The organism is Sphingopyxis terrae subsp. terrae NBRC 15098 (assembly GCF_001610975.1).
Lineage (GTDB): Bacteria > Pseudomonadota > Alphaproteobacteria > Sphingomonadales > Sphingomonadaceae > Sphingopyxis > Sphingopyxis terrae_A.
Window position 1 is genome coordinate 770,233 of the sequence record NZ_CP013342.1, and the last position, 26,843, is coordinate 797,075.

A 26,843-nucleotide genomic window follows, 5' to 3' on the forward strand; every position below is an offset into this window, starting at 1 on the left:
GAAGTAGCGTCTCGAGGACTCAAGCTGCGCCCGTCCTATCTTTTAACTGTCACGTTGTCGGCGATCATTGCCGGTCTCGGGATGCGCAGCGGGCAAACGGCCGTTGTTATCGGTGCAATGATCATTGCACCCTTGCTCGGCCCCACGATGGGCCTCGCGCTGGCGGCGACTGTGGGCAATTGGAAGCTAGGCAGTCAGGCAATGATCACGCTGGTCATTGGCAGCGCTCTCTCCGTCTTGGCAGGCATTGCGATTGGTGTGATCGTGACGATAGATCCTCTGACCCCAGAATTGCGCAATCGGACGCTGGTCCAGCCCTCTGACGTTGCCCTTGCCCTTGCATGCGGCGGTGCCGGGGTGCTGGCATTCAGCCGAGGGGCATCGCTCTCCCTGGTTGGCGTGATGGTGGCGGTTGCGCTGGTTCCCCCGTTGACCGCTGCAGGCATCTATACAGGCGCTGGATATCCTGCTGCTGGCGCCAACGCGCTTTTCCTATTCACGGTCAACCTGGTATGCGTAAACGTGGCAGGCATCCTGACATTTCTCTTCCAAGGCCTCCCGCCCAAGAGCTGGCGGATGACAGCAAGCATCATTCTGGTGTGGTTGCTGATCCTAACCCTGCTCATGTCGATGATGGCCGGGACTATTTTTCTCGACATCGGCTCTTGGGACAGTCTGATCGGCAATATCGCGCCCGCAGAGTGAACTGCTATTGCGATCTGCAAGGCCTAGGGTTTCCAGTTCTTCATAGCGATTACCGAGGCGCACTTGAGGCAACCGTGCCATTAGCGGAAAGTCAGACAACCACCTAATTTCGGACATCACCGCCTCCGCCGAAGCTGCCGCTTCCACTCGCTGATATCGGGCATCGGCAACTGCCGCGTATGATTTTCGTTGCTCAGCTCGATCGCCGCGAGCGTCCGCTTTCGCTTGGCGACATAGCATTGCAGGCACCGCATGCGGCGCTGGACGTCGCCCAGCCGGTCATTCCATCCGCGGCGCTCGAACAGCCACCACAGCGCATGCGGATCGAAGATGCCGACATTGCCGCACCGGCACGACACCTTGATCGTGCGATGCCGCACCGCCGCGTCGAACAGGTCGCGGATGGGGTTCACTAGCTCTCGACTCATCTTGCCAAATGAGAACATCAGTGGAACATTGAGGCAAGAGACGAATCGGAGTTGAGTGATGGTGAAGGCGATTTCAGAGCGGATCGAGCTGCGCGACGTGGATGATGTCGCGCCGGAAATCGTCGCCGAAGCCGCCGCCGCCGCGCTCGCACGGCTCGACGCGCTCGGCGTGTCGCCACTGCAGGCCTGTCTTTCGCAGGGGCGCCTCGAAGCGATGGACGATCAGGGCAAGCTCGACGCCGAGGAGCCGGCCTTTGCCGACCATGGCGTCGATCTGGCCCATGTCGAAGCCTATGGCGCGGCGGTCGATGCGGCGGCCGCCGTCTTCGCGGCGCGCGGCGTCGGACGTCGCACCAGCGGGGTCATCGTCACCGTCCCCGATGCCGTGCTGGCCGAAGAGCGCGCCACCGGCAACGACCTGTCGGTCGCGGCGTGATCATGGAAGCAACAATCGGACATAATGGGCCGTCAGGAGCCGAGCGCATCGCCGATTATCTCGATCGCCGCGCCGACCGACTTCTGGCCTATGCCCGCAAGACCGGCAGCGGCGACGCCCACACCCGCGCGAACGCGCTGCAGGTTGAGGCAAGCAATATCCGCGCCGGCCTGGTGGAGGACTGACATGCACCGCGTCGACCGTAATTATCTCAGCATCTGCATTTCGGTGGCCATCAAGACGATGCGCTCGGGCAAGAATGGCAAGGGCAAGCATCCGATCGAGGAACTGCGCGAAGACAGGAACGTCAGCGAGCTGAGCGCGCTCATCTTGCGGCAGATCGATAATGAAAGCAGCTTTGTCTGCCGCGCTGGTTATGCCCCGACCGATCCGCGATGCACGCCGCGCTACTCGCCGATGAAATTCGGCGTCGATGAGCCTTGGCCTGAGGGGTGCGAGCCGAAATGATAGTTGCGCTTGTTCTGGCCGCCGCGGTCGTTCCTGCCGGCCAATCCTTCGATTGCACGCCCACGGCCGTTTGGGATGGCGACGGGCCGATCTGGTGCGCAGAGGGGCCGCACGTTCGCCTGTCGGGCATCGCGGCGCGCGAAATGGATGGCTCGTGCCGTCCCGGCCATCCCTGCCCGGCTGCCGACCCCATTGCAGCCCGCGATCATCTCGCCGGGCTCGTTGGCACGCCGCAGGGCAAGCTGCGAACCGGCCATGTGAAGGTCAGCGGCCCGACGATGCGCTGCCGCTCCGCGGGCGGCGCCGGGGGAACCCGGACAGCGGCCTTTTGCGTGTCGCCGAAGTCGGGGGATCTTTCCTGCGCAATGGTGCGCGACGGATATGCAGCCAGGTGGGACCGCTATTGGCAGGGACACCGCTGCCCATGAAGGACCGCGCCACCGTCGCTATCGGCCTGGCGCTTGCCGTCGCCGTGCTCGGCAGCATCGCCTATGCTCTCTGGGGGCGGCTTTTCGGCTGAATCGACTCGTTAACCCCTTCGTGGCAGTCTTCCGGCATGGGCAAGAGGGGCAACAGCAATATAGGAACGATTGCGCTGGTGGCGCTGTTCGCGTTCGTTGCCGGTAAGCTGTCCGGCGAAGATCCAAAGCCTAGTGGATACGAGGCGTCTCAGGCGTTTGTTGGCCAAGCGCCAGCCAATTACGATCCCAGCGCCTCCTATGCCGAGCCCGAGCCCTTTGCGCCCCAGCCGCAGCGCTTTGTCTCGGACGAACCGCAACGGGCTTTCGGAAGTCGACCCTTTCGCAATTGTCGGGAAGCACGGGCGGCTGGCGCTGCTCCTGTTCGCATCGGCGATCCCGGCTATGCGCCGCGGCTCGATCGCGATGGCGACGGCATCGGTTGCGAATGATAATCCAGAAACATGCTGGGAATGTAGCCGATGACCATCGGGGCGCGACGCCCTGTTTCCTAGCCATCGCTCAGTTGCAGGACACACGGTCGCAGCCGCTTTTCCATCCCGGTCACATGCGTGCACCGTCAGAATGGGAAACGGACTTTTAAGTTCGATTGCCGATAAGAGCCCGGACACCGAGGAGTTGGACGGCAAGTAATGACCATTAACCGCGGATCCTTCGCAACGCTCTCGAGCGATTACGTCAGTCCCACGCTCAAAATGCTGGAGGCGGACCGGGCGAGTGATAACCCGCGCTATGCGATCCATGAGCCAGAAGCCGCTTGCACCAGTTGCCCCATCGCTGTGTGGTATCTGGAGGGAGACGATCTAGAGTGCTTCTGCCCATCACTTCATAGGGGTGTCTGGGGACTCAAAATTTCGGCGATCAAACTTTGCGACGCCCGTGAACAGGCAATCGCCGAGAGTAGAGCCACGGGACGAGCGGCAGCAATTCCTGAATAAGTCCTCCTGAACCGCCCCGGGATTGCCGGAGGCCCTAACTCCTGAGAGGAAGGGCCTACGATGAGTAAGACAACGAACAAATTTGCACCTGAGGTTCGCGCACGTGCGGTCCGGATGGTCCTAGATCACGAAGGCGATCATCCATCACGGTGGGCAGCCATTGTGTCGATCGCAGCGAAGATCGGCTGCGTTCCTCAGACGCTTCATGAATGGGTGAAGAAAGTCGAGGTCGACAGCGGCAAGCGCGCCGGTGTGCCGACCGAGATGGCTGATCGCCTCAAGTCCCTTGAGCGCGAGAACCGCGAGTTGCGGCAGGCCAACGAGATACTGCGCAAGGCGTCAGCATATTTTGCCCAGGCGGAGCTCGACCGCCCGTTCAGGCGATGACTGCCTTCATTGACGAGCATCGTGAGGTTTATGGGGTCGAGCCGATCTGCCGGGTTCTGCCGATCGCCCCATCCACTTACCACGAGCGGGTCGCTCAGCGACGAGATCCTGAAAGGCTATCAGATCGTGCCCGGCGCGATCGGGATCTGAAGCCCGAGGTGGTCCGTGTTTTTGCGGAGAACTTCGGCGTTTACGGGGTGCGCAAGGTCTGGCGACAGATGAACCGCGAGGGCTTCGCCGTCGCGCGATGCACCATCGAGCGGCTGATGCGCGACCTGGGCTTGCAGGGTGTAATCCGGGGCAAGCCGGTGCGCACGACGATCAGCGACAAAGCCGCGCCTTGCCCGCTCGATCAGGTGAACCGGCAGTTCCATGCACCGGCGCCCAACATGCTCTGGGTGTCGGACTTTACCTATGTCGCGACATGGGCAGGCTTCGTTTATGTGGCCTTCGTCATCGACGTTTATGCCCGCTATATCGTCGGTTGGCGGGTCAGCAGGACAGCGCATGCGAGCTTCGTCCTGGATGCGCTCGAGCAGGCCATCCATGATCGCCGTCCTGCCCACCGTGGCGGGCTGATCCACCACAGCGATCGCGGCAGCCAATATGTGTCGATCAAATATACCGAGCGCCTCGCCGAGGCCGGGATCGAGCCGTCGGTCGGGAGTGTTGGCGACAGTTATGACAACGCCTTGGCGGAGACGATCAATGGCCTTTACAAGGCCGAGGTGATCCACCGGCGAGGTCCGTGGCGATCCTTTGAAGCTGTCGAATATGCCACGCTCGAATGGGTCGACTGGTTCAACAACAGGCGGCTGCTGGAACCCATCGGCAATATCCCGCCCGCTGAAGCCGAAGAACGATATTATGCCATGCTGGACGACGTCTCCATGGCTGCGTAACTTAAACCAAATGGCCTCCGGCAGTCCCGGGGCGGTTCATCCCATAATTAACGGCCTTGGTTATAGGGCACTGTCAATTAGGTCCGGTGGTTTACCGCCCGAAATCTAGGCCGGGCGGGAATGGGCGGAGGCTCTTTCTCGGCTCCTTAAGGTCATGCTTTCGCTCGCTCGGTGAACCCAGCGCATTCGATGGATCCGGCATATCGAGGCGCCGTGAACGACGCCATCGTGCATCGTGCTTTGCACGCGCTTCGGCCGCGGCAACCAGCATCAGTTCGTAGGGCGACAGGCTTTGCGGCGGCTTTGGAGGGCTACTGGACCGTTCAGCTGCAGAAGGACGTCCGTCCCCAGGAATTCCCGCGCCGCCCGTCGCTGATCGATCAGGTGTGACCGCAGGCATCTCATTAGATGGAGCAGGAGACGGCAGAGTCGCGGCGACCGGCTTATTTTGGGGTTGGGACGGCGCGGCCGCCAGACGTTCCAATGCCGCCTGGACCATGGGTTCTTCTTTCCAAGCCCGGACAAGGTCGCGTATTTGCGGCGGTGCGCTTTCTGTCACCGACCACTTGTCGCCGACCTTGCGGATGCCGCCCGGCGCCGACCTGCAGTATTGGGAAATTTGGGAGAGTTCACTCCTCTGCCGCTGCAGAATTTCCTGAACATCGCGCTCGAATTCCGCCGGGAGGATTGCGGAGGGTTCAAGTCCATGGCGGCCAAGCATTGCAGGACGCCACACCGGCTTTCCGTCCTTGATCGCAATGTAGCGCCGCTTCATGCGGAGCTCCGCCACGAAATCAATCCATGCACTCTGGTGCTGCGCCTGTTGAGCCTCCGCCGCCGCTGCTGCTGCCGCAATATCTGCAGCACGTCGACGATCATTACGATAACGCTCGGAGAGAGCAGCGCGGCGGGCATTTTCGTCCATAGCGTGCACACGCCCGGCCTCGACGGCATCGAGCCGAGATGTGTCCAGCTGAAGTCCGAGCTTGCCAGTTTGATATGGCGCCACCTTCGCCCCGAGTAATACCGCGCGACCCGCTTCATTAACGGCAGCAGCGGTGGAAGTGGCAGTGGCCTGCCGATTCTGATCCAGCCGCCGGCTTATAGCCCCGAGCTGGGTCACCGCCTGATCAATGCCTGTGCGGCGCGCTTCCAACAGTATCCGCTGCGCTGTCATGCGTCGGACGTTGGCCGCAATATTCTGGACGTTGGCGCTGCGGCTCATAGGCACGTTGTATGCGACCCGTGCCCGGATCGCCGTTCGGACACTGGCAGCACGCGACGCAATTTCGCGGACGATTGCGACGTCCGATAAGGAGCGGCAACGCGAAGGAATAGCGACCGCGCGAATACGTCTCGTGAGTTCGGCGAGAGTATCGCGCTGCGTATCAAGATTGCGGCGTCTCGCCGCGATCTCCACGCTACGTGCCAGCAGCGCGGTTTCACGCTCGGCCAGAACAAGTTTTTTGGCGGTTCTGTCGGTCGCGACGCCCAATTCATTGAGCTTCACAATGCGGGCGTTGCTTTCGATTACCGCGACGGTTTCGCCGCGGTCAAATGCCGCCATGCGTTCCGGCCCTACCCGCTCCTGGCGCTGAGCATTCAAACCGCGCGCCTGATAGCTAAGATGGGTGAAGCGCGTTTCTAGGCCCGCGAAGCGACACGCTTGGTTCATGTGCGCCGCGCAGAGCGCGCGCAGCCGGAACAGACCCGCCTTGTCGGTGAGACCGTTGACCTTCTCCTCCGCGACGTCCCACTGATAGGATGCGGTGCGCTCGCAGGGCCGGGTCGAAAACACGATATGGGCGTGAACATTGCGCTGATCGCTCAATTCGTCCGGCACATGGAGAGCGGCAGCATAGGGCAGACCGAGCCGTCCGAAAGCCCGTTCGCAAAACTCGTGCACCAACGAGCGGCGCTGCCCGGCACTCAGTCCATGTGGCAAATTCAGCACCACACGATACTGGACCTTGGCGTTGGCCCGATAGCCTTCCTCGACGGCCTCCACCATGCGCCAAGCCGCTTCGATTTCTTCGACGCTCTCGCCCATGTTGCTGATGGGATGCGCCAGTTGAACATCGCCCTCTTCGAGCGACCCATCGCGAAAAATATACTCAATGTGGGCTGCAGCAAGGCCGGAACGCCAGCCTTTCGATTTGAAGCCCTTGTAGGTGACGTTCATATAGAGCGCGACACGGCCGCGAGCGTCGATCAGCGGGGTCTGATATCGACGTAGCGGGCGAGCAGAGGAAGGCGCCATTTTCGATCTGCTGATTTTACAGTCGGATGCGGATTTGAATGGCGGACTTTGCAACTTTACCCGGAACGTGCGCCCCCATCCCGGTGCAATGCTTTCGGCAAGCTCGCGCTGCAACGCTCGGTCGGCGATGGCGTAAGCTCTTTCGACCCCGGCCTCGCGCCTGCGGCGCATCGTGGCAACGCGATTGATCGCGCCTGCGATCGTGCGGTCCGCGGACGCTAAACGGCGCGCGGTGCGGTTCGGCGCCATGAGCATGGCGAAGGCCCGCGCATCAGCTTGGGCCATCACACCGTCTTCGCTGATCAAATGCATGCTTTTGCGCCTTTTTGCTCACTTGAAAGAGGGGGGTGGGACGAAAGCCATGGGCCTGTTGACCCCGGTCAACGTTTCTTTCGCACTCCCACCCCCCTCTTCCCTTCCTGCCTATCAGTTTGGGATTTTGCTTCGGATCGAAGCTTACAACTTCGCTTGCCCTCGAATGCGGAGGGTCACCGACCTGCTACTCGCCTCGCAAAGTGACCCTCCGCTCGGAACGCGCGCCGCTGCAGTAATTGGACTGCCTCAATGAAGGAGGCAGACAATGTTCGACAAAGACGAAGTGAGCCGGCGCCGCAAACTCGCGGACGCCAAAGCCAGGGAAGCGAAACTACGTGAGGAACTCGCAGCCATTCAAAAAGCCAAGCGTTCCGCCCGAAACGGCATTGACCAAATAACGCGCCACGAAAACTGGCACGCCAGAACTCTTGCCGCCGCGGACCGCCGCGCCGGTTATACAGGCGAAATGGCGTCGGCCCGCCTTTATCTCCGCAGTCTGCCGGTGGACAGATACACCGCAGTACTCGCGCAATATGCCGCGGGGTCAGGCGACGCCGAGAATCTCTCGGTCGAGGTCGCCGCGGTTCGTGCGAACTTCGATCAATGGCACCGCAAAGGCGAAGCGATCATTCTTGATCGTGAACGCCGTGCCTATGCCGAGGAATGTGCACGATGGGCCGATCGTGAGGCGTCACAACCGACGCAAAGCTGGCGCGCCAAACCGATGACCCGCGGACAATATTTCCTGATCGCGCGCACTGCCGAATTTCTGAGTGTCGCGGAACCGACCGGAAAGATTACGCGCGGCGCAGCGCACGATTGGTTGAAGGTGCACGATGCCAATCTTCGGCTTCGTCCGGGCGGAGTCGAAGAATCATGAGCGGTCAACGCAGTGTCAAGCTGACGCTCGGCTCGGTCGAGCGCGTGTTTTGCTCTTATCGCGAACTTGAGGATTATGCCGCGCAGCTGACTCGCGAAATGCGGACGTGCGAGGCCCAGTTACAGCACGATCCACGCAACGTAACTTTATGGCAGCAACTCGAAGAGGCGGCCGAATATCTCGGCCGCGTCATCGAGGGAATGCAGTTATGGATCGATGCCGAGGATCACAGACTAACGGAAGATTTGGAAAAAATATCCCGATTGCTTGCCGACCTATAGGTGCAAATCCTAGAATAGGAGACTTTTGTTAAAGGAGTCTTTTAGGATGCCAATGTTATCTTCTATTGAGTGGGTAGCCCTCCATCGCAAAATTTACAAGACTATCTATGCCGGTGAGTCCGTGTGCGAACGACGCATATTTGCCCTGCTTCGCGAGGGATGGGATTATTCTTCCGAACCAGGCGGCTCGCTTTATGACGAGTGGGGAATGTTCCGCGCCCCGCATCTCGGCATCCTCGCCGTGACGTGCTCCCCTGAAATGTGACCGATTTTGAGTAGAGTCCGACGCGAAGGAGTCGGACAGAATGAAGCGAAGCAGGTTCAGCGAAGAGCAGATCATCGCGATATTGAAGGAGCATGAGGCGGGGATGCCGACGGCGGATGTATGCCGCCGGCACGGGATCAGCTCGGCGACATTCTACAAGTATAAGGCCAAGTTCGGGGGTCTGGACGTGTCGGAAGCGCGGCGGCTTCGGGCGCTCGAGGACGAGAATGCGAAGCTGAAGAAGCTTCTGGCCGAGGCGATGCTCGACAATGCGGTGCTGAAGGATCTGACATCAAAAAAATGGTGACGCCCGGCGCCAAGCGGGAGGCCGTCGCATATGCTCGTGACCATCACGGGCTGAGCGAGCGTCGGGCGTGCAGCCTTGTCGGCGTGAGCCGCCGGGTGATCAGATATGAGCCGACGAGGCCGGATGACGGTGCTCTGCGGCAACGCCTGCGCGAACTGGCGGCCGAGCGCCGCCGGTTCGGCTATCGCCGCCTGGGGTATCTTCTGGCGCGGGAGGGCATGCGCCCGAACCACAAGAAGCTGCTGCGCATCTATCGCGAAGAGGGACTGCGGGTCCGCCGCCGTGGTGGCCGCAAGCGGGCCTTGGGCACGCGGGCGCCAATGGCACTGCCGCAGGGTCCGAACCAGCGCTGGTCGCTCGACTTCGTATCGGACAGTCTGGTGTGCGGTCGGCGGTTCCGCATCCTGTGCATCGTCGATGACTTTACGCGGGAGTGTCTGGCGCTGGTGGCCGATACGTCGCTGTCGGGCATCCGCGTTGCCCGGGAACTGACGACGCTGATCGGCCTGCGGGGGAAGCCTCACATGGTCGTCAGCGACAACGGCACCGAACTGACCTCGTCGGCGATCCTGCGCTGGTCGCAGGAGCGTCAGGTCGAATGGCATTATATCGCGCCGGGGAAGCCGATGCAGAACGGCTTCGTCGAGAGCTTCAATGGTCGCCTGCGCGACGAATGCCTCAACGAGACCCTGTTCACGTCGCTGGCGCATGCCCGCTTCGTGCTCATGGCTTGGCGGCACGATTATAATCACGTCAGGCCGCACTCGAAACTGGGCGGGCAAACCCCCGCCGAGATCGCCGGCCAATGGTCCTGGGGGCATGCCCCCAGGACCATTGCCATCCCATCAACCAACCATCATGAAGGAGCCGGACTCTACCTCTGACTGGTAACAATCAGGGGAGCACGTCAGCCGGACTGTCTCGCGACGCCTATCCAGGATCGCCGCTGCTTTACCCGGGCATGAGCGTATCAGAAATCGAGTCCGGTCTGTATCGCCAATGCAGGATCATGCCCGGCGAGCCTAAGGCGGAGTCAATTCCATCATCGGCTGACTATGCCATCGACGACGATCCTGATTATGAGCCTGACAGGGAATGGATCTTCCAGGTTCTCATCGGTCACACGCCGCGAGATATGGCGAGGCTCCTCCACGCTTATAATCGCCATCACCCACGCGTTGGCAAATTCCTGCTCGCCAAGGATTTCCGCGCTGCCTTCGCCTTAGCGCCAGAATTGCTCACCCGAGAAGGGTGGCCGGACGAAGTCACCCGCTTCTGGCGGAACCGCAACATGCGCCGTATTCTTGCACCAGCCAACGCAATCTCGGCTCATGCCGAACTCGCCCGACTGTCGATGAACGACAGAGCGATGTGTGCGATGTCCCATCGCGACGACGGCATTTTTATGACCATGCATCAGGGCATCGACAGCATCACGGCTGGACCAAATTCGGACGCCTTCACGGCAAACCAGGTTCAGACTGACCGTTTGCTCGAGATGATGCCTCTACAGACAACGGTGCTGCTTCCGCCGACTTGCGTATTCGCAGAGCGAAATTCCCTCATGGGCGAGGCCTGGTCGCTCGCCGCGGCGTCGCACCTGCCTCAAATCCTCCTCGAATGTGGGAATGAGCTGCCCGATATTCTTCGGGGGACGAGTGAATTCGAGACCCGGCTGACACAAGATAATCTGCGAGCCCATCCAGCGGCATGGATCGAGAAACATGGTCGGGAGGCGGCATGGGCGCAAAAACGACCCGCCGTCACGCTCTGGTCTCTCGACCGGCAACAGAATGTGGCCGTCAATCTCATTGAAATAAGCCGTTTCTGCGACGCTGCGTCGCTTCCGCCGTCCGGCGCGCGAAATACGCCGTTTAACTACAGAACGGCGAAAAAAGATCTCGCTAACCTTATCAAAGCTTTGGCGCTGATGTGGCTGGTTGACGCCAGACCTGCAGCAGCGGTCCCAATGACCGAGGAACTTCTGACGGGGCTAAAGGATCGGAATGGCCTCAAGACGGCTTTCGACGACGACATGCTGGACGATATTTGGAGGGGCAAGGACTTCGGGCGGCGCGCTTGCAAAACTGGACAGGAAAAGGCCGACAAGCGCCGAAACCCCGGACAGTGCGGGTTCTCGGCTCAGGGGCAACCGCATCTATGGTATAGGGACGATGGTGATGACGTCGGTCAATATCGGCAACTTCAGTTGCAGGCGGTTGTGGAGCATCTGGGGCTCGGCAGCGAGCGCAGTGCTTGGACCTCGCGTTTCTCCCGGCACCCGAATTGCAGTTCCGGCAGCAAGCAAAAAGGCTGTTCGATGACCCTCGACATCGAGGCAGCCTATTGCAGTCGCGACCACGCGATGATGGTCACGGCTCATCCCACCGATCCCATGCATGAATTCCTGGCACGGCCCCTGTCGTTCATCGACCACGAAAGCCTTCGCTGATCTCGCACGATCAATTTCGCGCAGATTGCGCAAGTGACCCTCCGCCGTCCTCATTTCTGGCCGAGCCAAAAACTGGGGATGCAGACAAAGCCATCCCGAGCGCGTCCCGGAACGCGACAGCGCATCAAGACGAACGACGCGGTCCTTCCTCTTGTCAGTTACCACTTCGATGATTCATGGTCGTCGATTCCGGCCGAGGCCGAACTCATTGATCGATGGTTCGGCCTCGCGATCGCAGAGCTGTTTGGAGTAACCCCCCATGAGTAAAGATCATCAGGGAATGCGGGTCGCCATCTATGCCCGTGTTTCCACGCGCAAGCAGGCGGACAATGAGCTGTCTATCACCGATCAGATTGATTGGGCCGAACGCTGGATCGCTGAACATGGCGCCTGCAAAGCCGCAACCTTCATCGACGCGGGCGCTAGCGCCACCAAGGACGGGCGAACCGAATTTCAGGCGATGATAGCCCTCGCAATGAGCGACGACAGACCCGTCGATATCATACTCGTTCATTCCTTATCGCGGCTGTTCCGTAATGCGCTTCACTTCATGCAATACAAAGAGAAGCTTCGGCGACACAAGGTGCGGATCATTTCCATCACCCAGGCCTTCGGCGATAACCCCGCTGCGGATTTGTCCGTCGGCATGCTGGCGCTGTTCGATGAATATCACAGCGCGGAAAACTCCAAGCACGTGAAGCGCACGATGCTGGCCAATGCCGCGAACGGCTTCTGGAACGGCCAGACGCCGCCAATAGGCTATAAGACCGTTGCGGTTCCGCAACCCAAAGGCAAGGACCGCCGAAAGCTCGTGATTGATCTCGAGACCCAACATCTCCCACTCTTTATCTTTGAAACCTACGTGCAAGGATACAAGGGCCGGCCGATTGGTATCACGAATCTCGCTCAGCTCCTGAATGAACGGGGTGAACGCTTGCGGGGCAAGCCGTTTAGCGTGTCTAATGTCCATGCTATTCTGACCAACACCGCTTACATCGGCGTCGCGTTTTATAATCAGCGCGACTCCCGCACGGGAGAAGCGCGCCCCGAGGATGAATGGGTGCCAATCCCTGTTCCTCCGCTCATCAGCGAAGAGCTGTTCTATGCCGCCAAGGCGCAAATGGCCGCGCGCGATCCAAAGATGGGCGTTGCTGCGGTCAAGACCAACGGCAACCTCCTGACTGGCTCTGTCGTCTGCGGATGCGGGGGAGACGGTTGCGGGGGCGGCATGACCACGTCGACTGGCAAGAGTGGACGATACCGCTACTATGCTTGTCATCGCCGCGCAGCGAGGGGGGCAACGCAATGTCAAGGTCGGCGAATCCGAATGGACGCGCTCGACGATCTGGTGGTCAACGCCGTTTCTGAACATATTCTCGGCCCCGACCGGCTCAAAGCACTGCTATCCGCGTGGATCGACCGCAGTGAAGAAGTTCAAGTCGGCCGCCGCGAAGGCCTGAAGCAACTTCGTGCTCGCCTGACACTGCTAGATGGCGAAAGCGCCAACGTCATTAAGCTGGTTCGCTCCGGGCTTTACGCCCCCGACGATCCCCAGATCGCTGCTGAAATTGCCAACATCGCAGCGCAGAAGCGCGCAATCGCAATCGATATTGACGCTTTGGAACGTCAGATTGCAGATGGCGAGCGTCGAATCACGCCGGAGATTGTTGAGAAATTCGGCTCGTTGATGCGGAATAAGCTGCGCGGCCAAGCCTCAGCAGCGCGAAGGGATTATATCCGTCTGCTCGTTGATCGGATCGAAGTCGGACATAAGGAAATCCGTATCTCCGGATCGAAAGCCGCTCTGTCACGCGCTGCTATGGGCGTGCCGCCCCACATGGTGCCCAAAGCTGAACGGAAATGGTGCGCCCGACAGGATTCGAACCTGTGGCCCCCAGATTAGGAATCTGATGCTCTATCCTGCTGAGCTACGGGCGCGTCGGCGCTCGTTTAGCGGGGCAAGGCGCGCAGCGTCAATCGGCGCGGTCAGTTGATGGCGTCGGGCGGCGCGATCGGGACGAGCAGTGGCATGGCGGCGATCCCGTCGTCATGCAGCGCCTGCGCCTCTTCGGGCGAGGTCTGCCCGTGGATCAGGTCTTCGGGCGCGCGGCCTTCGTGCATCGCACGCGCAGCATCGGCAAAATCGCGTCCGACCCAGCGCGATTGCGGCAACATCTCGGCCTGCTTCGCGGCAATCGCCGCCAGGACGGTGCGGATCATTTCGGCGGACGGCGGCGCATCGGGTGCCGGTGCGGGTGTCGGCGCGGCGACAGCCTGCTGGTTCGACTTGGCGCCGATGCGCGGCGCCATCACCGCCTTCTTCACCCTGCTGTCGCCGCATATCGGGCAGGCGATCAGGCCGCGCGCCTGCTGGTCGGCGAAGCTGTCGCTGCTCGCAAACCAGGCCTCGAACCGGTGATCCCCGGCGTCGCAGCAGAGATCGAAGACGATCAAGAGTCAGCCCGCGCCGAGCAGCGGGTCGAGCCCGCCCCGTGCATCGAGCGCCGCCAGATCGTCGCTGCCGCCGATATGCTGGCCATCGATGAACACCTGCGGCACCGTGCGGCGACCGCCAGCCCGTGCGACCATCGCGTCGAACCCGGCGCGGTCCATCGTCACGTCGATCTCGTCGAACGCGGCGCCCTTGTTCTCGAGCAGCGCCTTCGCCCGCGTGCAATAGGGGCAGAGGAATTTGGTATAGACTTCGATCCTGGCCATGGGACTGATTTCATCCTTTCACCGCTGCATATCGGAATCGAGCGCCGCAAAGTCAAATGGCGCGGCATTGTCCGGCACATCGTGGACGACGCGCGCCCAGCAGAGCGCCGACACGCGCGCGGCACCGCTACGGCGCAGCGCCCGCGCCGCAGCACGCAGCGTTGCCCCGCTCGCATGCACATCATCGATGAGGACGAGGTGCCGACCCGCCGCGCGCGCCTTGGCATCGGGCGCCAGCGCGAAGGCCCCCGCGACGATCTTCTCACGCTCGCGGCGCCCCTTGCCGCGCAGCGCCGCGGTCGCCCTGCGCCGGACCAGCAGATGCGGATCATGCGCCGCGCCGGTCAGCCGCGCCAGTTCGTCGGCGATCAGCGGCCTGATTGAAGCCGCGCGACCAGAGCCGCCAGCGGTGCAACGGAACGGGCACGAGCAGCGGTTCGGCTTCGCCCGCCAGCGCCTCGAAAGGCCGCGCCATCAGGCGCGCCATCAGCCGGGCATGGCCGAGGCGCCGTCCATATTTGAGCCGTAGCGCCACCGTCCGCGCGACGGGCCCATAGGCCAAAGCCGCTGGCGCGCCGTCGAACGGGGGCGGATCGGCCAGGCACGCGCCGCATTCGCTCGCGACACCGGGGAGCGCCGTCGGCAGCGGCACCGAACAGCAGGCGCATGCAGGGCCATCCAGAAAATGCAGCGAATTCCAGCAATCGAGGCAGAACTGCCCGACCTCACCCACTACCAGGCCGCACCCCGGACAACGCGGCGGCAGCGCATAATCGAGCAGCGCCGTGCCCAGTCGCCGAATGCCGCGCGACAGGACGGGCGCCGCCGGCGCCGGCGCATCATCCTCGCTGTCTTCGGCCATCGTCGCCAGCGGCCTCTTGTGAAACATCGCGCCCGGCGGCACAAGCGCGCCCATGTCGCAGCCGCCGCCGCTCTTTTCCGCCGCCCGCCACCGCGCCCAGCGCGACCGGCTGGCGCGCCTGCCCCCCGACGCCAATTTCCTTGCGCCGATCCTGGCCGAAACGCTGCTCGACCGGCTGGAAATGGTCACACGCGACTTCGACCGCATCTTGCTGATCGGCGCCCATGATGCCGCACTTGCCGACGCGTTGCGCGCACGCGGGCGGGCGCTCGACCTCTTCGAGGCCGGACCGCGGCTCGCCGCGGCGACCGGCGCGATGGTGGGTGAGGTGGATGCAATCGACCTGCCGCTCGGCCAATATGATCTGATCTTCTGGCCCGGCGGTCTCGACGCCGTGAACGACGTTCCGGGTGCGCTTGTACGGCTGCGCGCGCTGCTGGCGCCCGATGGCCTGCTGCTCGGCGCCTTTGTCGGCGACGGCAGCCTGCCGCGCCTGCGCCGTGCGACGATGGCAGAGGGGGTGCGCACCATCGCGCGGATGCATCCGCAGATCGACCTCGCCGCGATGGGCAATCTGCTCCAGCGCACCGGCTTTGCGTTGCCCGTCGTCGATGTCGAGGCGCTGACCGTGCGCTATGCGGCGCTGCCGGGGCTCGTGCGCGATCTGCGCGCGGCGGGCCTCACGAGCCGCCTCACGCCGACGCCGCTGCCGCTCACACGCGCCGAAGCCGCGCGCATCGCGGCCGCCTTTGCCGAAGGCGCCGACCCCGACGGCCGCATTGCCGAGCAATTCCGTATCATCCATTTCAGCGGCTGGGCGCCGCACCCCGACCAGCCCCGTCCCGCCCGCCGCGGCAGCGGCACGGCGTCGCTGATCGACGCGCTGTCTCCCCGCCCCTAGGTCGGCTGCGCAGTTCGGCGACCGGCGCCTATTGCTTCGCCATGTCGAGCGCGACATCGACGATCATGTCTTCCTGTCCGCCGACCATCTTGCGGCGGCCGAGTTCGACGAGGATCGCGCGCGTATCGAGGCCGTGCTCGGCCGCCGCTTTTTCGGCATGTCGGAGGAAGCTGGAGTAAACCCCCGCATAGCCGAGCGTCAGTGTCTCGCGATCGACGCGCACCGGGCGGTCCTGCAGCGGGCGCACCAGTTCCTCGGCCGCATCCATCAGTGCGAACAGGTCGCAGCCATGGTTCCAGCCATATACATCGGCGGCGGCGATGAAGACTTCGAGCGGCGCATTGCCCGCCCCTGCCCCCATGCCGGCGAGGCTGGCGTCGACGCGGATCGCACCATTCTGCACCGCGACGATGCTGTTCGCGACGCCGAGGCTGAGATTGTGGTGCGCGTGGACCCCGCGCTGCGTCTCGGGCTTGAGGACGCGGTCGTAGGCGGCGAGGCGCGCTGCATAACCGTCCATCGTCAGCGCGCCGCCGCTGTCGGTGACATAGACGCAATGTGCGCCATAATCCTCCATCAGCTTCGCCTGGTTCGCGAGCGCGTCGGGCTCCGACATGTGGCTCATCATCAGGAAGCCGGATACGTCCATACCCAGCCCCCGCGCCGCCTCGATATGCTGTTTCGCGACGTCGGCCTCGGTGCAGTGGGTCGCGATCCGCACCGAGCGAACGCCAAGGTCGTATGCACGCTTGAGGTCGTGAACCGTGCCGATGCCCGGCAGCAGCAGCGTCGTCAGCACACTATGCTCGAGCACCTCGGCAACTGCGCCGATCCAGTCCCAGTCGGTGTGGGCGCCGAAGCCATAGTTGAAGCTCGATCCCTGCAGACCATCGCCGTGCGACACTTCGATCGCATCGACCTTTGCGGCGTCGAGCGCTTTCGCGATCGCGCCGACATGGTCGAGCCCATATTGGTGGCGGATCGCGTGCATTCCGTCGCGAAGGGTGACGTCCTGGATATAGAGTTTGGTCGTGGTCGGGTCGAAGCTCATGCGGCCACTCCTTCGTTCATGCGGAGCGCGATCTTCTCGGCGGTCTTGAGTGCCGCCGAGGTCATGATGTCGAGATTGCCCGCATAGGCCGGCAGATAATGCGCCGCGCCTTCGACCTCGAGGAAGACGCTGACCTTCAGGCCCGTGAAGCTGCCGCCCATTTCGGGAATGCGTAAGGGCGCATTGCCGCCGATGCTTTCGAACTGGACCGCCTGCTTGAGGCGATAGCCGGGGACATAGGTCTGTACTTCGGCGACCATGTCCTCGACCGACTGGCGGATCGCCGCACGGTCGCCGTCGTCGCACAGGCAATAGACGGTATCGCGCATGATCAGCGGCGGCTCGGCGGGGTTGAGGACGATGATCGCCTTGCCGCGCGTCGCACCGCCAACCTTTACGATCGCCTCGCTCGTCGTTTCGGTGAACTCGTCGATATTGGCGCGCGTGCCGGGGCCGGCGCTTTTCGACGCGATCGAGGCGACAATCTCGCCATAATGCACCTTGGCGACGCGGTTCACGGCCGCGACGATCGGGATCGTCGCCTGCCCGCCGCAGGTTACCATGTTGACGTTATCGGCATCGAGGTGCGCGACCCCGTTGACCGGCGGGATCGTATAGGGACCGATCGCCGCCGGTGTCAGGTCAACGACGCGCTTGCCGTGGGCGATCAGTGCCTCGCTATGGTGCTTATGGGCGCCCGCCGAGGTTGCATCGAAAACGATTGCGATATCGGCGAATCCCGGCAGCGCGATCAGGCCATCGAGTCCTTCGGCGGTGACCGGAATGCCGAGGCGTTCTGCGCGCTTGAGACCATCAGATTCGGGGTCGATGCCGACGAAAGCGCCCATTTCGAGCACGTCCGACAGGCGCATGATCTTGATCATCAGGTCGGTGCCGATGTTGCCCGACCCGATGATCGCGACTTTGGTCTTCGTCATTGTCCGGCTCCATAGGTGAAGCTGCAAGTGCCGATGCCGGCGATGCGCGCCTCGACCTGATCGCCGGAGGTCAGCGCGACCATCGGCCCGAGCGCACCCGCGAGCAGGATATCGCCCGCCTTCAGCGGCTCGCCGCGACTCGCGAGCGTCTGCGCGAGCCAGGCGGCGGCGTTGAGCGGGTTGCCGAGCGCGGCCGCGCCGACGCCGGTCGATGCGACCGCGCCATTGACGGTCATCTCCATTGCGGCGCCTTCGAGGTCGAGTCCGGCGAGCGGCGATCCCTCGTCGGCCAGCACGAAGAAGGCCGAGGAGCCATTGTCGGCAACGGTGTCGGCGAAGGTGATTTTCCAGTCGGCGATTCGGCTGTCGACGATCTCGATCGCCGCGTGAACGCTCGCGACCGCCGCCGCGACCTGTTCGGTGGTCGTATCGGGATCGGACAGGTCGCCGCCAAGGATGAAGGCGATCTCGGCCTCGGCCTTCGGCTGGATCGTCCGTGCCGGATCGAGGCGTCCGCCATCGGCGACGCGCATGTCGTCGAACAGGACGCCGAAGTCGGGCTGGTCGACGCCGAGTTGCGCCTGCACCGCCTTCGCGGTCAGCCCCGCCTTGCGCCCGACAATCCGCCGGCCCTGCGCTTCCCAGAAGCGCGTGTTGATCGTCTGCACCGCATAGGCGCCCTGGACATCGATCGGTTCCAGCGCATCGCGGAGCGGCGGAACAACCCCGCCCCCATAAGCATCGCGCAGGCGACGGGCGACGGCTTCGTGGGTTGCCGTCATCGCGCCTTGCCCGGATGGACGGCGCCGCAGTGGCCGCAGGTGCGCAGTTCCTCGCTGGCGTAGAAGGCTTCGAACAAGGGCGGCAGATCGCGGACGATGCTCTGGAGCTGCACCTCGACGCGATGGACGATATGGCCGCAATCGTCGCAATACCATTGGAAGGCGTCGATCAACCCGTCGGGGCGCTTGCGTTCGATAACGAGGCCGACGCTGGCCGCGACGGGGCGCTGCGGCGAGTGCGGGACGTTCGGCGGCAACAGGAAAATGTCGCCTTCGCGGATCGGCATGTCCTTCGGTCCGTCATCGGTCCACAGGCGCAGGTTCATGTCGCCCTCGATCTGGTAGAAAAACTCCTCGAGTGGATCGACGTGATAGTCCGTGCGCTGGTTCGGACCGCCGACGACGGTGACGATGAAGTCGGCATCCTCCCAGATCTGCGCATTGCCGACCGGAGGTTGCAGCACCTCGCGATGATCTTCGATCCATTCGCGAAAGTTGAAGGGCAGTCCATAGGTCAGCATGGCGTCATCCTTTGGGCGCGCGCGGGATGAAGGCGGTAGCCTTGATCTCGATCAGCAGATGCGGGTGGGGAAGCTGGTGGACCGCGACGGTCGTCCGCGCGGGACCGGCTTCGTCGAAATATTCGGCATAGACAGCGTTATAGCCGCCGAAATCGTTCATGCTGACGAGGAAACTCGTTACGTCGACGACGTCGGCTAGCGAGCCGCCCGCGTCGGCAAGGATCGCGCCGATATTCTCGATCACCGCGCGCGTCTGCTGCGCGATGTCGAGGGTGACCGTGCCATATTCGTCAGCCGAAGCGCCTGCAAAGCTGTTGTCGGCGCGGCGCGAACTGGTGCCCGAGACGAAGACGAAATCGCCGGCGCGGCGATAATGCGGAAAGCGGCCACGCGGGCGCGCCTTGCCAGGGATCACCCTGCCCCCTCTATTTTCGGCGTTCTCGCTCATGCCGCCCCTCCCTTGATCGTGAAGCCGACGCGGCCGAGATGACCGGCGTCGAGCGACACGCTGCGCGCAACGCCAATCGCGGCCGCGGCGGTCGCGCCGCCGAGCATTATGGTCCAGCCCGGCTTAAGCACCAGCCCCGCCGCCCCCGCAAGCCGCGCCGCGGCGACGAGCGAGCGGATCGGATCGCCGAGGATCGCCGCGCTCGTCCCCGTCTCCACAACCTCGCCATCGACGCGCATCGTCATCGCGACGTCCGACACGTCGGTATGGGCGGCAAGCCACGGCCCGGTGACGAAGGCCGACGACGACGCATTGTCGGCGATCACGTCGCCGAGCGCGAAGCGGAAATTCTCGTAGCGGCTGTCGATGATCTCGAGCGCTGCGGCGACCGCATCGACCGCCGCGAGCGCTTCCGCACGCGTGACCTCGCCCGCGAGCGGCGCCTTCAGTAGCACAGCGACCTCGGGCTCGACGCGCGGGTGGATGAAGCGTGCGCGCTCGATCGTGGAGCCGTTGACGACGACCATGTCGGAGGTCAGCCGGCCCCAGATCTGGTCCTTGAGCCCCATCTGCGCCATCTTGGCTTCGCTGGTGAAGCCCATCTTGACGCCAACCAGCGTCGCGCCGCGCGCGAGGCGATGATCGATCGCGGCGCGCTGGATGGCATAGGCGTCGGCGAGCGGCAGATCGCCCGCCTCCCCCGTGATCTGCGGGATCGCCTTGGCCTCGCGGGCGGCGGTGTCGAGCCTTGCGGCGATGGCGGCAATGTCGGCCATGAGATCCTCTTACAGCTTCACGCAGATATTGGTCGGTTCGGAATAGAAATTCAGCGAATGTTCGCCGCCTTCGCGGCCGATGCCCGACAGCTTCATACCGCCGAAGGGCGTACGAAGGTCGCGCAGGAACCATTCGTTGACCCAGACGATGCCCGCTTCCATCTGTGCCGCAACGCGGTGCGCACGACCGACGTCGCGCGTCCAGATCGCCGCGGCAAGGCCATAATCGGTATCGTTGGCGCGTTCGATCGCCTCTTCCTCGCTGTCGAAAGGCGCGATGTGGCAGACGGGGCCGAAAATCTCCTCGCGCACGCAGCGCGCATCGTCGGCGAGACCGGTCAGGATCGTCGGCTGCACGAAGGCGCCGCCCGCGAGTGCACCATCGAGTTCGGGAACGCCGCCGCCTGTCACGACCGTCGCGCCTTCTTCGCGCGCGAGCGCATAATAGGACAGCACCTTCTCGCGGTGGCCATGCGAGATCAGCGGCCCCATGTCGGCACCCGACCACGGATCGCCGACGGTCAGCGCCTTCGCGCGTTCGGCGAGCGCGGCGACGAAGCGGTCGAAGATCGGCCGCTCTACATAGATGCGCTCGGTGCACAGGCACACCTGTCCGCAGTTCGAGAAGACCGAGCGCACCGTCCCCGCGACCGCCTCGTCGAAATCGCAGTCGGCGAAGACGATCGCAGCATTCTTGCCGCCGAGCTCGAACGACACGGGTTTCACCCCGGCCGCGGCAACGCGCATGATCGCGCCGCCGGTCGCCGATTCGCCGGTGAAGGTGATCGCGTCGATATCGGGGTTGGCGGTCAGCCATTCGCCGGTGGAGTCGGCGCCGAAGCCGTGGACGAGGTTGAACACCCCCGGCGGCACTCCCGCCGCATCCATTACCTCGGCGAGCAGGGTCGCGGTCGAGGGCGTTTCCTCGCTCGGCTTGACGACGACGACGTTGCCGCAGGCGAGCGCGGGCGCGACCTTCCACGTCATCAGCAGCAGCGGCAGGTTCCACGGCGAAACGATCGCGACGACCCCCAACGGCCGCGCGATCGCATAGTTGATTGCACTGCGCCCGTCGGCGAGGTCGGTACGAAAACTCGGCATCGCGCGCGCCTCGGCGAGTGCGGCGAAGGCGCGAAAATTGGCGGCGCCGCGCGGAATGTCGATCGTCCGCGCCTGATGCAGCGACTTGCCCGTGTCGGCGATCTCAGCGGCCGCGAATTCTTCGAAGCGTGCTTCGATCCCCTCGGCGATGCGGACGAGCAGCTTGCAACGCTCGGCCTGCGACATCTTGCCCCACGGTCCCTTGAGCGCGGCGCGCCCGGCTGCGACGGCGCGATCGACCAGATCGCGGCTCGCCTGCGAGACGCGCGCCGCGACGCTGCCATCGACCGGGTTCACATTGTCGAACCAGCCTTCGCCCTCGACGAAAGCGCCATCGACATAATTCAGCACTGGGCGTTCAGCAAAAGGATAGGCGCTCATGCCGCCCCTCCGACCGCAACATAGCCCGCCGCATTGCTGTGCGCCGCACCAGCCTTGCCGACATGGCCTGCCATCTGGAGCAGCGACAGGATCGTGTCGTTGAACTGTGTTGGTGCTTCGAGAAAGGCCGAATGGCCCGCGTCGTTGATCTCGACGAGGAAGGAACCCGCAACCTCGGCCTGCGCGACGCGCACCGCCTCGATCGGAAAAAGCCGATCCTCGACCCCGCAAAGGAAGAGAATCGGGAACCCCTTACCCCCGAGATCGGCCGCGGGACGCGCGTCGAAGCGGCCCGCCAGATTGTGGCGATCGGCGATGTTGAAGCTTGCGATCTGGCGATAGAGCGCCGCCAGCTCGCGCGGCGCATTGGCACCAAGCACGCGCTCGATCTGCGCGAGGTCGGCGGTGTTCGCGCGCGCGGCGTCCATGATCGTCCTGATCTCGGCGCTTTCGGCGATCCCGTGCAGGCTGTCGCAGATGGCAAGCGCGGCAACACGCTCGGGCGCGCGGTGCGCGAAACCGATGCAGGTGCCGGCGCCCATCGACTGACCGACGAGCGCCACCTTCGTTTCCCCCAGATGGTCGAGCAGCGCGGTCAGGTCTTCGACGAAAGCATCGCGTCCGCGCCCGTCGAGGTCGCGCGACAGGCCGAAACCGCGGTGATCGAAGGTGATAACGCGGTTCGAGCGCGAGAGCGCATCGATCTGGCGATACCAGATCGCATGATTGCCGCCGATGCCGTGCGCAAGTACGACCGCGGGACCCTCCCCAAGCGCCTGCCAGTATATTTCGGCACCCGCCGTCACCAGCATACCGCTGTCCATCACGATACTCCCATCAATTTGCTGAGCCGCACGACATAATCGCCGAACGCCGGATCCTCGCGCGTCATGCTCGGATCGCGCGGACGCGGCAGGTCGATGCGGACATCCTCGATAATCGTCCCCGGCCGCTCCGACATCACCAGCACGCGGTCGGAGAGCAGTACGGCTTCCGAAATGCTGTGAGTGACGAGCAGCACCGTCTTGCGGTCGCGCTGCCAGATGCGCAGCAGCTCCATATTGAGCCGGTCGCGGGTCAACGCGTCGAGCGCGCCGAAGGGCTCGTCCATCAGCAGCACCTGCGGTCCGCGGGCGAGCGCCTGACCGATCGCGACGCGGTGGCGCATCCCGCCCGAAAGCTGGTGCGGATGGCTGTCCTCGAAGCCTGTCAGCCCCAGCGTCTCCACCAGTTCGGCCAGCGCCGCCGCGTCGGGACGTTTCGCCGCCGGGTCGAGATCGACCCCGAGCAGCAGATTGTCGCGGACATTGAGCCAGGGCAGCAGGTTCGAGGTCTGGAAGACGAAGCCCATATCGGGCGACGGGGCCTGCACCACCGCGCCGTTGAACAATATACCGCCGTCGTCGAAGGGCTCGAGCCCGGCGATCAGGCGCAGAAGTGTGCTCTTGCCGCAGCCCGAAGGCCCGAGCACCGAGACGAATTCGGCCGTGCCGATTTCGGCGCTGACATTGGTCAGCACGTTGCGGCCATCGAATGCCTTGCCGGCGCCGGCCATGGAGATCACCGCGCTCATGCCGCGCGCCACCAGATGAAGCGTTCCCAATAGGCGACGCCGTAGAATAGGAGGAGCGACAGGATCGTCACGGCGATCAGCGCCGCGAAGGTCAATGTCGTATGCCCCGAACCCGAGGCAGTGAGGATGAGGTTGCCGAGGCCGTCGTTCGATCCGACGAACTCGCCCACCACGGCGCCGATCACCGCAAGCGGCATCGCGACCTTGCAGCCGTCGAGGAAGCTCGGCAAGGCGGCGGGCACGCGCAGCCGCCAGAAGCTTTGGATCGGCGAGGCACGGAGTGCGCGGAAATGCTCTTCGAGATGCGCGGGCGTGCTCGCCAGTCCGCCGAGCGTCGCGATGATGATCGGGAAGAAGGCGAAGAGGAACGCCATGATCAGCTTCGACGCGAGGCCGTAGCCGAACCAGACGACGATCAGCGGCGCGAGCCCGATCTTGGGAATGCTCTGCAACGCAACGAACAGCGGATAGACCGTGCTTTTCGCGGTACGCGAGAAATAGATTAGCGCCGCGATTGGGACGCCGAGCGCGACCGCGATGATGAAGCCCCAGAACACCTCGGTCAGCGTGACGAGGCTCTGCGACAGGATCGGCCCGCGCGACTGCCAAAGCTCGCCGAGGATCGCGGTCGGCGGCGGCAGCAGGTAGGACTGTACCCCCGACCAGCGGACGCCATATTCCCATGCGAGGCCGAGCGCCGCAAAGAAGGCGATGCTGATCGCGGCGTCGCGATTGAACCACCTGCTCACGCGTCGCCGTCCTTGCCCAGCAAGGCGACGATGCGCGCTGGTGGCGGTACGAGGAAGCGATCAAGGTGCCAGCGGTCGAAGGTTTCGAGGTCCTTCCCGTCCCAAACCGAGGGTTCATAGGGGCTGTCGGCGGTGATCTGCGTCATGTCGGTGTAGAATTCGACATTGTTGCCGTCGGGGTCGCGGAAGACGAGGAAGCTGTTCGCCCCCGGGCCATGCTTGCCGATGCCGCGGTCGATCGGGATGGCGCGCGCGACGAGCATCTCGGCGACCTGTTCCATCTCCTCGATCGTTTCGAGGCGGTAGGAGAAATGCTCGACCGCGGGATAATGGCCTTCGGGGATCGCGCTGTGCCCCGGCGGCAGTTGGAGCAGCGCGAGGTCGTGATGATCCTCGCCCGCGCGCAGGAATACCATATGATGGTCGATCCAGTCGGACACGCTGAGCCCGACGACCTCGGTATAGAAAGCGAGGCTCCGGTCGATGTCGCGCACCTTGAGCACGAGGTGGCCGAGCCGCGTCGGGCGCGGGCGGTAGGAAGCGGGATCGGTCATGGCTGATTCCCCATCGGAACGAAGACGTTGGTGAAGAGCTGCGGCGTCTGGTCAAAGCCCCGAAGCTGGCCGCTCGCCTGCAGATAGGTGACGGTGCGCGCGACCTTTTCGGGCGTCAGGCGATGCGAACCGCCCTCGGCCGCCATCAGGTCGGCAGTCTCGCGGATCTGGCGTTTGGTCACCGCCTCGTCGAGCAAGGGATAGGATTTGCGGATGATCGCGAGCGCGCCCTTCGGATCGCGCGCGGCGTCGGCATAGCCGCGATAGGCGGCCTTCAGGAAGGCGCGCACGAGATCGGGCTGCTTTTCGATCAGCGCGTCCTGCGTCGCGAAACCGCTGCCGTAAACGTCGAGCCCGAAGTCGGCATAGGCGATGCGCCCGATCGTCACCGCCTTCGCCTTCGCCGCCTTGTCGAACAGTGCCATCGAATTGCCGAGCCAGCATTCGGCGGCATCGATCCGCCCCTCGACGAGCGAAGAGACGACGATCGCCGGGTCGAGCTGGATCTGCTCGACGCGCGCCGGGTCGACGCCATTATCCTTGAGCCACGCCGGGAGCAGCGCCTGTATCATCGAGCTTTGCCCGGCGCCGAAACGCAGACCGGCAAGGTCGGCGGGGGCAGAGATGCGATGGCGTTCCTTGACGAAACAAGCGCCGGCAGGAAGCCGCATGTTGATGCCGCCGATCATCCGGACCTTGCCGCCCTTGGCGCGGCTGAGCGCGACCGACAGCGGGTCGATATAGGCGAATTCGAACATGCCCTGGTCGAGCTCGTTCGCGGTTCGCATGCCGCCGAAACCGCGCACCGGTTCGACGTTGAGTCCGGCATCGGCGAAATAGCCTTTGTCGATTGCGACGAAAATGCCCGCCATGCTGCCCTGCGGCAGCCACGCCATGTTGAAGCGCACGGTTCGCGCGCCGTCCGCCTGCTTCGCGGCCTGCGGCGCGTTGCCGCCGAACGCGCTCCACAAGGTCAACGCGGCGATCGCTGCGACGACGAGCAGCGGCGCAATCAGCGCGCGGCGCGAAAAGGCGGTGCTTTGCGTCATGCGCGCGGCAAATGCGGTGCCGAGACGGGATTACGGAGATCGCCGATCCCTTCGACCCAAGCGTCCATGACATCGCCGTCCTTCAGGAAGACGCCGCGCCCCATGCCGACCCCGGCGGGGGTTCCCGAGGCGATCAGGTCGCCGGCCTTGAGTTCAAGGATCGTCGAGAGATAGGCGATCTGTTCGTAGATGTTGAAGATCATCTCCGACGTGTTGCCGTCCTGCATCGCCTCGCCATTGATCTTGAGGCCCAAGCGGATGTCGTGCGGATCACCGAGGCAGTCGCGCGGCACGAAGACCGGGCCGAGCGGCGTGAAGCTGTCGAAGCTCTTGCCGCGGAACCAGTCGTGCGAGAAGGGAAAGTCGCTGCGCCGGGTGCGGTCGCGCGCCGAAACGTCGTTGACGATCGTATAGCCCGCGATCAGGTCATGCGCATCGGCGGCGGCGACATTCTTGCCTGCGCGGCCGAGTACGACGCCGAGTTCGACCTCCCAGTCGGGGCGCGAAACCTGCGGCGGGACGACGACCGTTTCGTTCGGGCCGACGACGCTTTCGACGGTCTTCAGGAAGATATAGGGTTCGCTCTCGGCCTTGGCGGCGAGCTTGGTCTGCATTTCTTGGGCATGTTCGATGAAGTTCGAGGCGGCGGCGAAGATGCGCCGCGGTTCGAACGGTGCTGCAAGCGCGGGCGTTTCTACGGAAGCCGCTGCACCTTCCAAAGCGCGGGCGAGCGCGAACAGCCCTTCGCGGCGGGCATCCCAGTCGCGGATGATCGTGGTCATATCGCCCGCCACCGCGGCAAAGCCGTGCATTGACGCCGCATCGTGCAGATCATGAAAAGCGTTGCCGACCCGGATCGTCGGGCGGTCACCGTCCGGTGTGGCGCGGGTGGCAAGAGCAAAGCGGGTCATGCGTCGATCATCCTTTGTAAAATTG

Annotated in this window: 31 protein-coding genes, 1 tRNA gene, 1 pseudogene and 1 other annotated feature; of the genes and pseudogenes, 14 read left to right on the forward strand and 19 right to left on the reverse strand. The window is 63.6% G+C overall.

Annotation, left to right across the window (positions count from 1 at the left end):
* The first annotated feature begins 54 nt into the window (after positions 1 to 54).
* Entirely contained in the window at positions 55 to 705 is a 651-nt protein-coding gene (locus AOA14_RS03735) for a TIGR00341 family protein (protein ID WP_062900818.1), read from the forward strand.
* 116 nt (positions 706 to 821) lie between these two features.
* Here the strand turns inward: AOA14_RS03735 and AOA14_RS03740 are convergent, their stop codons facing one another.
* Positions 822 to 1,133, reverse strand: coding sequence for a hypothetical protein (locus AOA14_RS03740; protein WP_202988372.1), 312 nt, complete (start codon positions 1,131 to 1,133; stop codon positions 822 to 824).
* A 58-nt stretch (positions 1,134 to 1,191) separates the two neighbouring features.
* On the opposite strand from AOA14_RS03740, the gene AOA14_RS03745 reads away from it, so the two are divergent.
* The 6 genes from AOA14_RS03745 to AOA14_RS03775 all read left to right on the forward strand — a co-directional run bounded on the left by AOA14_RS03745 (position 1,192) and on the right by AOA14_RS03775 (position 4,743).
* Entirely contained in the window at positions 1,192 to 1,569 is a 378-nt protein-coding gene (locus AOA14_RS03745; protein ID WP_062900820.1) for a hypothetical protein, read from the forward strand.
* Between the two features lie 2 nt (positions 1,570 to 1,571).
* Positions 1,572 to 1,754 carry a hypothetical protein gene (locus AOA14_RS03750; RefSeq protein WP_062900821.1) on the forward strand — a complete coding sequence of 61 codons (183 nt, stop codon included), beginning with the start codon at positions 1,572 to 1,574 and terminating at the stop codon, positions 1,752 to 1,754.
* A 1-nt stretch (position 1,755) separates the two neighbouring features.
* Entirely contained in the window at positions 1,756 to 2,037 is a 282-nt protein-coding gene (locus tag AOA14_RS03755) for a hypothetical protein (protein ID WP_062900822.1), read from the forward strand.
* Positions 2,034 to 2,465, forward strand: coding sequence for a hypothetical protein (locus AOA14_RS03760; protein WP_058813177.1), 432 nt, complete (start codon positions 2,034 to 2,036; stop codon positions 2,463 to 2,465). Before AOA14_RS03755 ends, AOA14_RS03760 begins: the two co-directional genes overlap by 4 nt.
* Positions 2,466 to 2,593: 128 nt before the next feature.
* Positions 2,594 to 2,947, forward strand: a complete 354-nt coding sequence (locus AOA14_RS19135) for an excalibur calcium-binding domain-containing protein (protein WP_202988373.1) — start codon at positions 2,594 to 2,596, stop codon at positions 2,945 to 2,947.
* A 567-nt stretch (positions 2,948 to 3,514) separates the two neighbouring features.
* Positions 3,515 to 4,743 (forward strand): IS3 family transposase gene (locus AOA14_RS03775; protein WP_148650883.1). Its coding sequence is split into 2 segments (ribosomal slippage): positions 3,515 to 3,803 and positions 3,803 to 4,743, totalling 1,230 coding nucleotides; the frame shifts between segments, so codons are not numbered across the junction.
* Positions 3,796 to 3,912 (forward strand) — a sequence feature (AL1L pseudoknot). (Overlaps the previous gene by 117 nt.)
* A gap of 91 nt (positions 4,744 to 4,834) precedes the next feature.
* Here AOA14_RS03775 and AOA14_RS03780 read toward each other — a convergent pair.
* Positions 4,835 to 7,315, reverse strand: coding sequence for a MobA/MobL family protein (locus AOA14_RS03780; protein WP_062900825.1), 2,481 nt, complete (start codon positions 7,313 to 7,315; stop codon positions 4,835 to 4,837).
* 268 nt (positions 7,316 to 7,583) lie between these two features.
* On the opposite strand from AOA14_RS03780, the gene AOA14_RS03785 reads away from it, so the two are divergent.
* The 6 genes from AOA14_RS03785 (at position 7,584) to AOA14_RS20355 (ending at position 13,406) form a co-directional block, all read left to right on the forward strand.
* Positions 7,584 to 8,198 carry a hypothetical protein gene (locus tag AOA14_RS03785; protein ID WP_082819809.1) on the forward strand — a complete coding sequence of 205 codons (615 nt, stop codon included), beginning with the start codon at positions 7,584 to 7,586 and terminating at the stop codon, positions 8,196 to 8,198.
* Positions 8,195 to 8,479, forward strand: a complete 285-nt coding sequence (locus AOA14_RS03790; RefSeq protein ID WP_062900826.1) for a hypothetical protein — start codon at positions 8,195 to 8,197, stop codon at positions 8,477 to 8,479. Before AOA14_RS03785 ends, AOA14_RS03790 begins: the two co-directional genes overlap by 4 nt.
* A 46-nt stretch (positions 8,480 to 8,525) precedes the next feature.
* The gene (locus tag AOA14_RS19615) at positions 8,526 to 8,744 is read left to right on the forward strand and encodes a hypothetical protein (protein ID WP_202988374.1); all 219 of its coding nucleotides are present in this window, start codon (positions 8,526 to 8,528) and stop codon (positions 8,742 to 8,744) included.
* A gap of 40 nt (positions 8,745 to 8,784) precedes the next feature.
* Positions 8,785 to 9,935, forward strand: a protein-coding gene (locus AOA14_RS03800; RefSeq protein WP_156001404.1) for an IS3 family transposase whose coding sequence is annotated in 2 segments (ribosomal slippage) — positions 8,785 to 9,037 and positions 9,037 to 9,935 — 1,152 coding nt in all. Because the reading frame shifts where the segments join, the coding sequence is not laid out codon by codon here.
* 77 nt (positions 9,936 to 10,012) lie between these two features.
* On the forward strand, positions 10,013 to 11,503 hold the full coding sequence (locus tag AOA14_RS03805) for a hypothetical protein (RefSeq protein ID WP_062900827.1): 1,491 nt from the start codon (positions 10,013 to 10,015) through the stop codon (positions 11,501 to 11,503).
* A gap of 280 nt (positions 11,504 to 11,783) precedes the next feature.
* Entirely contained in the window at positions 11,784 to 13,406 is a 1,623-nt protein-coding gene (locus AOA14_RS20355) for a recombinase family protein (RefSeq protein ID WP_409372290.1), read from the forward strand.
* On the opposite strand, the gene AOA14_RS03825 is transcribed toward AOA14_RS20355, so the two are convergent.
* From AOA14_RS03825 to AOA14_RS03840, 4 genes and pseudogenes are all read right to left on the reverse strand, one after another.
* Positions 13,365 to 13,441, reverse strand: a tRNA-Arg gene (locus AOA14_RS03825). The genes AOA14_RS20355 and AOA14_RS03825 overlap by 42 nt on opposite strands.
* 48 nt (positions 13,442 to 13,489) lie before the next feature.
* Positions 13,490 to 13,957: a DUF1178 family protein gene (locus AOA14_RS03830; protein ID WP_062900831.1), complete on the reverse strand. Its 468-nt coding sequence runs from the start codon at positions 13,955 to 13,957 to the stop codon at positions 13,490 to 13,492.
* A 3-nt stretch (positions 13,958 to 13,960) separates the two neighbouring features.
* Positions 13,961 to 14,221 (reverse strand): glutaredoxin 3, encoded by a 261-nt coding sequence (grxC, locus tag AOA14_RS03835; protein WP_062900832.1) that lies wholly within the window; start codon positions 14,219 to 14,221, stop codon positions 13,961 to 13,963.
* 18 nt (positions 14,222 to 14,239) lie between these two features.
* Positions 14,240 to 15,083: pseudogene (locus tag AOA14_RS03840) on the reverse strand (double zinc ribbon domain-containing protein).
* 52 nt (positions 15,084 to 15,135) lie between these two features.
* On the opposite strand from AOA14_RS03840, the gene AOA14_RS03845 reads away from it, so the two are divergent.
* Positions 15,136 to 15,984 (forward strand): methyltransferase domain-containing protein, encoded by an 849-nt coding sequence (locus tag AOA14_RS03845; protein ID WP_062900833.1) that lies wholly within the window; start codon positions 15,136 to 15,138, stop codon positions 15,982 to 15,984.
* A gap of 28 nt (positions 15,985 to 16,012) precedes the next feature.
* On the opposite strand, the gene dmpG is transcribed toward AOA14_RS03845, so the two are convergent.
* From dmpG to AOA14_RS03910, 13 genes are read right to left on the reverse strand one after another with little or no spacing between them, the layout of a single operon-like run.
* Positions 16,013 to 17,035, reverse strand: a complete 1,023-nt coding sequence (dmpG, locus tag AOA14_RS03850) for a 4-hydroxy-2-oxovalerate aldolase (protein ID WP_062900834.1) — start codon at positions 17,033 to 17,035, stop codon at positions 16,013 to 16,015.
* The gene (locus AOA14_RS03855) at positions 17,032 to 17,973 is read right to left on the reverse strand and encodes an acetaldehyde dehydrogenase (acetylating) (RefSeq protein ID WP_062900835.1); all 942 of its coding nucleotides are present in this window, start codon (positions 17,971 to 17,973) and stop codon (positions 17,032 to 17,034) included. The genes dmpG and AOA14_RS03855 overlap by 4 nt, the downstream gene beginning before the upstream one ends.
* Complete coding sequence (locus AOA14_RS03860; RefSeq protein ID WP_062900836.1) at positions 17,970 to 18,755, reverse strand: 2-keto-4-pentenoate hydratase; 786 nt, start codon at positions 18,753 to 18,755, stop codon at positions 17,970 to 17,972. Before AOA14_RS03860 ends, AOA14_RS03855 begins: the two co-directional genes overlap by 4 nt.
* Positions 18,752 to 19,276 carry a 3-hydroxyanthranilate 3,4-dioxygenase gene (locus tag AOA14_RS03865; protein WP_062900837.1) on the reverse strand — a complete coding sequence of 175 codons (525 nt, stop codon included), beginning with the start codon at positions 19,274 to 19,276 and terminating at the stop codon, positions 18,752 to 18,754. Before AOA14_RS03865 ends, AOA14_RS03860 begins: the two co-directional genes overlap by 4 nt.
* A 4-nt stretch (positions 19,277 to 19,280) precedes the next feature.
* A complete protein-coding gene (locus AOA14_RS03870; protein ID WP_062900838.1) occupies positions 19,281 to 19,724 on the reverse strand; it encodes a RidA family protein in 444 nt (147 codons plus the stop codon).
* Positions 19,721 to 20,500, reverse strand: coding sequence for a 2-keto-4-pentenoate hydratase (locus AOA14_RS03875; protein WP_062900839.1), 780 nt, complete (start codon positions 20,498 to 20,500; stop codon positions 19,721 to 19,723). Before AOA14_RS03875 ends, AOA14_RS03870 begins: the two co-directional genes overlap by 4 nt.
* A 9-nt stretch (positions 20,501 to 20,509) precedes the next feature.
* A complete protein-coding gene (locus tag AOA14_RS03880; protein ID WP_062900840.1) occupies positions 20,510 to 21,982 on the reverse strand; it encodes a 2-hydroxymuconic semialdehyde dehydrogenase in 1,473 nt (490 codons plus the stop codon).
* Complete coding sequence (locus tag AOA14_RS03885; protein ID WP_062900841.1) at positions 21,979 to 22,806, reverse strand: alpha/beta fold hydrolase; 828 nt, start codon at positions 22,804 to 22,806, stop codon at positions 21,979 to 21,981. Before AOA14_RS03885 ends, AOA14_RS03880 begins: the two co-directional genes overlap by 4 nt.
* On the reverse strand, positions 22,806 to 23,555 hold the full coding sequence (locus tag AOA14_RS03890) for an ABC transporter ATP-binding protein (RefSeq protein WP_062902988.1): 750 nt from the start codon (positions 23,553 to 23,555) through the stop codon (positions 22,806 to 22,808). The genes AOA14_RS03885 and AOA14_RS03890 overlap by 1 nt, the downstream gene beginning before the upstream one ends.
* Positions 23,552 to 24,304 carry an ABC transporter permease gene (locus AOA14_RS03895; RefSeq protein ID WP_062900842.1) on the reverse strand — a complete coding sequence of 251 codons (753 nt, stop codon included), beginning with the start codon at positions 24,302 to 24,304 and terminating at the stop codon, positions 23,552 to 23,554. The genes AOA14_RS03890 and AOA14_RS03895 overlap by 4 nt, the downstream gene beginning before the upstream one ends.
* Positions 24,301 to 24,858, reverse strand: a complete 558-nt coding sequence (locus AOA14_RS03900) for a VOC family protein (RefSeq protein ID WP_062900843.1) — start codon at positions 24,856 to 24,858, stop codon at positions 24,301 to 24,303. Before AOA14_RS03900 ends, AOA14_RS03895 begins: the two co-directional genes overlap by 4 nt.
* Complete coding sequence (locus tag AOA14_RS03905) at positions 24,855 to 25,907, reverse strand: ABC transporter substrate-binding protein (protein WP_062900844.1); 1,053 nt, start codon at positions 25,905 to 25,907, stop codon at positions 24,855 to 24,857. Before AOA14_RS03905 ends, AOA14_RS03900 begins: the two co-directional genes overlap by 4 nt.
* Positions 25,904 to 26,818: a fumarylacetoacetate hydrolase family protein gene (locus AOA14_RS03910; RefSeq protein WP_062900845.1), complete on the reverse strand. Its 915-nt coding sequence runs from the start codon at positions 26,816 to 26,818 to the stop codon at positions 25,904 to 25,906. The genes AOA14_RS03905 and AOA14_RS03910 overlap by 4 nt, the downstream gene beginning before the upstream one ends.
* Positions 26,819 to 26,843 lie beyond the last annotated feature (25 nt).

Coding starts and splice junctions, on each gene's coding strand:
- AOA14_RS03740 (WP_202988372.1), bottom strand. CDS start 1,133: ATGAGTCGAGAGCTAGTGAACCCCATCCGCGACCTGTTCGACGCGGCG.
- AOA14_RS03745 (WP_062900820.1), top strand. CDS start 1,192: ATGGTGAAGGCGATTTCAGAGCGGATCGAGCTGCGCGACGTGGATGAT.
- AOA14_RS03750 (WP_062900821.1), top strand. CDS start 1,572: ATGGAAGCAACAATCGGACATAATGGGCCGTCAGGAGCCGAGCGCATC.
- AOA14_RS03755 (WP_062900822.1), top strand. CDS start 1,756: ATGCACCGCGTCGACCGTAATTATCTCAGCATCTGCATTTCGGTGGCC.
- AOA14_RS03760 (WP_058813177.1), top strand. CDS start 2,034: ATGATAGTTGCGCTTGTTCTGGCCGCCGCGGTCGTTCCTGCCGGCCAA.
- AOA14_RS19135 (WP_202988373.1), top strand. CDS start 2,594: ATGGGCAAGAGGGGCAACAGCAATATAGGAACGATTGCGCTGGTGGCG.
- AOA14_RS03780 (WP_062900825.1), bottom strand. CDS start 7,315: ATGCATTTGATCAGCGAAGACGGTGTGATGGCCCAAGCTGATGCGCGG.
- AOA14_RS03785 (WP_082819809.1), top strand. CDS start 7,584: ATGTTCGACAAAGACGAAGTGAGCCGGCGCCGCAAACTCGCGGACGCC.
- AOA14_RS03790 (WP_062900826.1), top strand. CDS start 8,195: ATGAGCGGTCAACGCAGTGTCAAGCTGACGCTCGGCTCGGTCGAGCGC.
- AOA14_RS19615 (WP_202988374.1), top strand. CDS start 8,526: ATGCCAATGTTATCTTCTATTGAGTGGGTAGCCCTCCATCGCAAAATT.
- AOA14_RS03805 (WP_062900827.1), top strand. CDS start 10,013: ATGAGCGTATCAGAAATCGAGTCCGGTCTGTATCGCCAATGCAGGATC.
- AOA14_RS20355 (WP_409372290.1), top strand. CDS start 11,784: ATGCGGGTCGCCATCTATGCCCGTGTTTCCACGCGCAAGCAGGCGGAC.
- grxC (WP_062900832.1), bottom strand. CDS start 14,221: ATGGCCAGGATCGAAGTCTATACCAAATTCCTCTGCCCCTATTGCACG.
- AOA14_RS03845 (WP_062900833.1), top strand. CDS start 15,136: ATGTCGCAGCCGCCGCCGCTCTTTTCCGCCGCCCGCCACCGCGCCCAG.
- dmpG (WP_062900834.1), bottom strand. CDS start 17,035: ATGAGCTTCGACCCGACCACGACCAAACTCTATATCCAGGACGTCACC.
- AOA14_RS03855 (WP_062900835.1), bottom strand. CDS start 17,973: ATGACGAAGACCAAAGTCGCGATCATCGGGTCGGGCAACATCGGCACC.
- AOA14_RS03860 (WP_062900836.1), bottom strand. CDS start 18,755: ATGACGGCAACCCACGAAGCCGTCGCCCGTCGCCTGCGCGATGCTTAT.
- AOA14_RS03865 (WP_062900837.1), bottom strand. CDS start 19,276: ATGCTGACCTATGGACTGCCCTTCAACTTTCGCGAATGGATCGAAGAT.
- AOA14_RS03870 (WP_062900838.1), bottom strand. CDS start 19,724: ATGAGCGAGAACGCCGAAAATAGAGGGGGCAGGGTGATCCCTGGCAAG.
- AOA14_RS03875 (WP_062900839.1), bottom strand. CDS start 20,500: ATGGCCGACATTGCCGCCATCGCCGCAAGGCTCGACACCGCCGCCCGC.
- AOA14_RS03880 (WP_062900840.1), bottom strand. CDS start 21,982: ATGAGCGCCTATCCTTTTGCTGAACGCCCAGTGCTGAATTATGTCGAT.
- AOA14_RS03885 (WP_062900841.1), bottom strand. CDS start 22,806: ATGGACAGCGGTATGCTGGTGACGGCGGGTGCCGAAATATACTGGCAG.
- AOA14_RS03890 (WP_062902988.1), bottom strand. CDS start 23,555: ATGAGCGCGGTGATCTCCATGGCCGGCGCCGGCAAGGCATTCGATGGC.
- AOA14_RS03900 (WP_062900843.1), bottom strand. CDS start 24,858: ATGACCGATCCCGCTTCCTACCGCCCGCGCCCGACGCGGCTCGGCCAC.
- AOA14_RS03905 (WP_062900844.1), bottom strand. CDS start 25,907: ATGACGCAAAGCACCGCCTTTTCGCGCCGCGCGCTGATTGCGCCGCTG.
- AOA14_RS03910 (WP_062900845.1), bottom strand. CDS start 26,818: ATGACCCGCTTTGCTCTTGCCACCCGCGCCACACCGGACGGTGACCGC.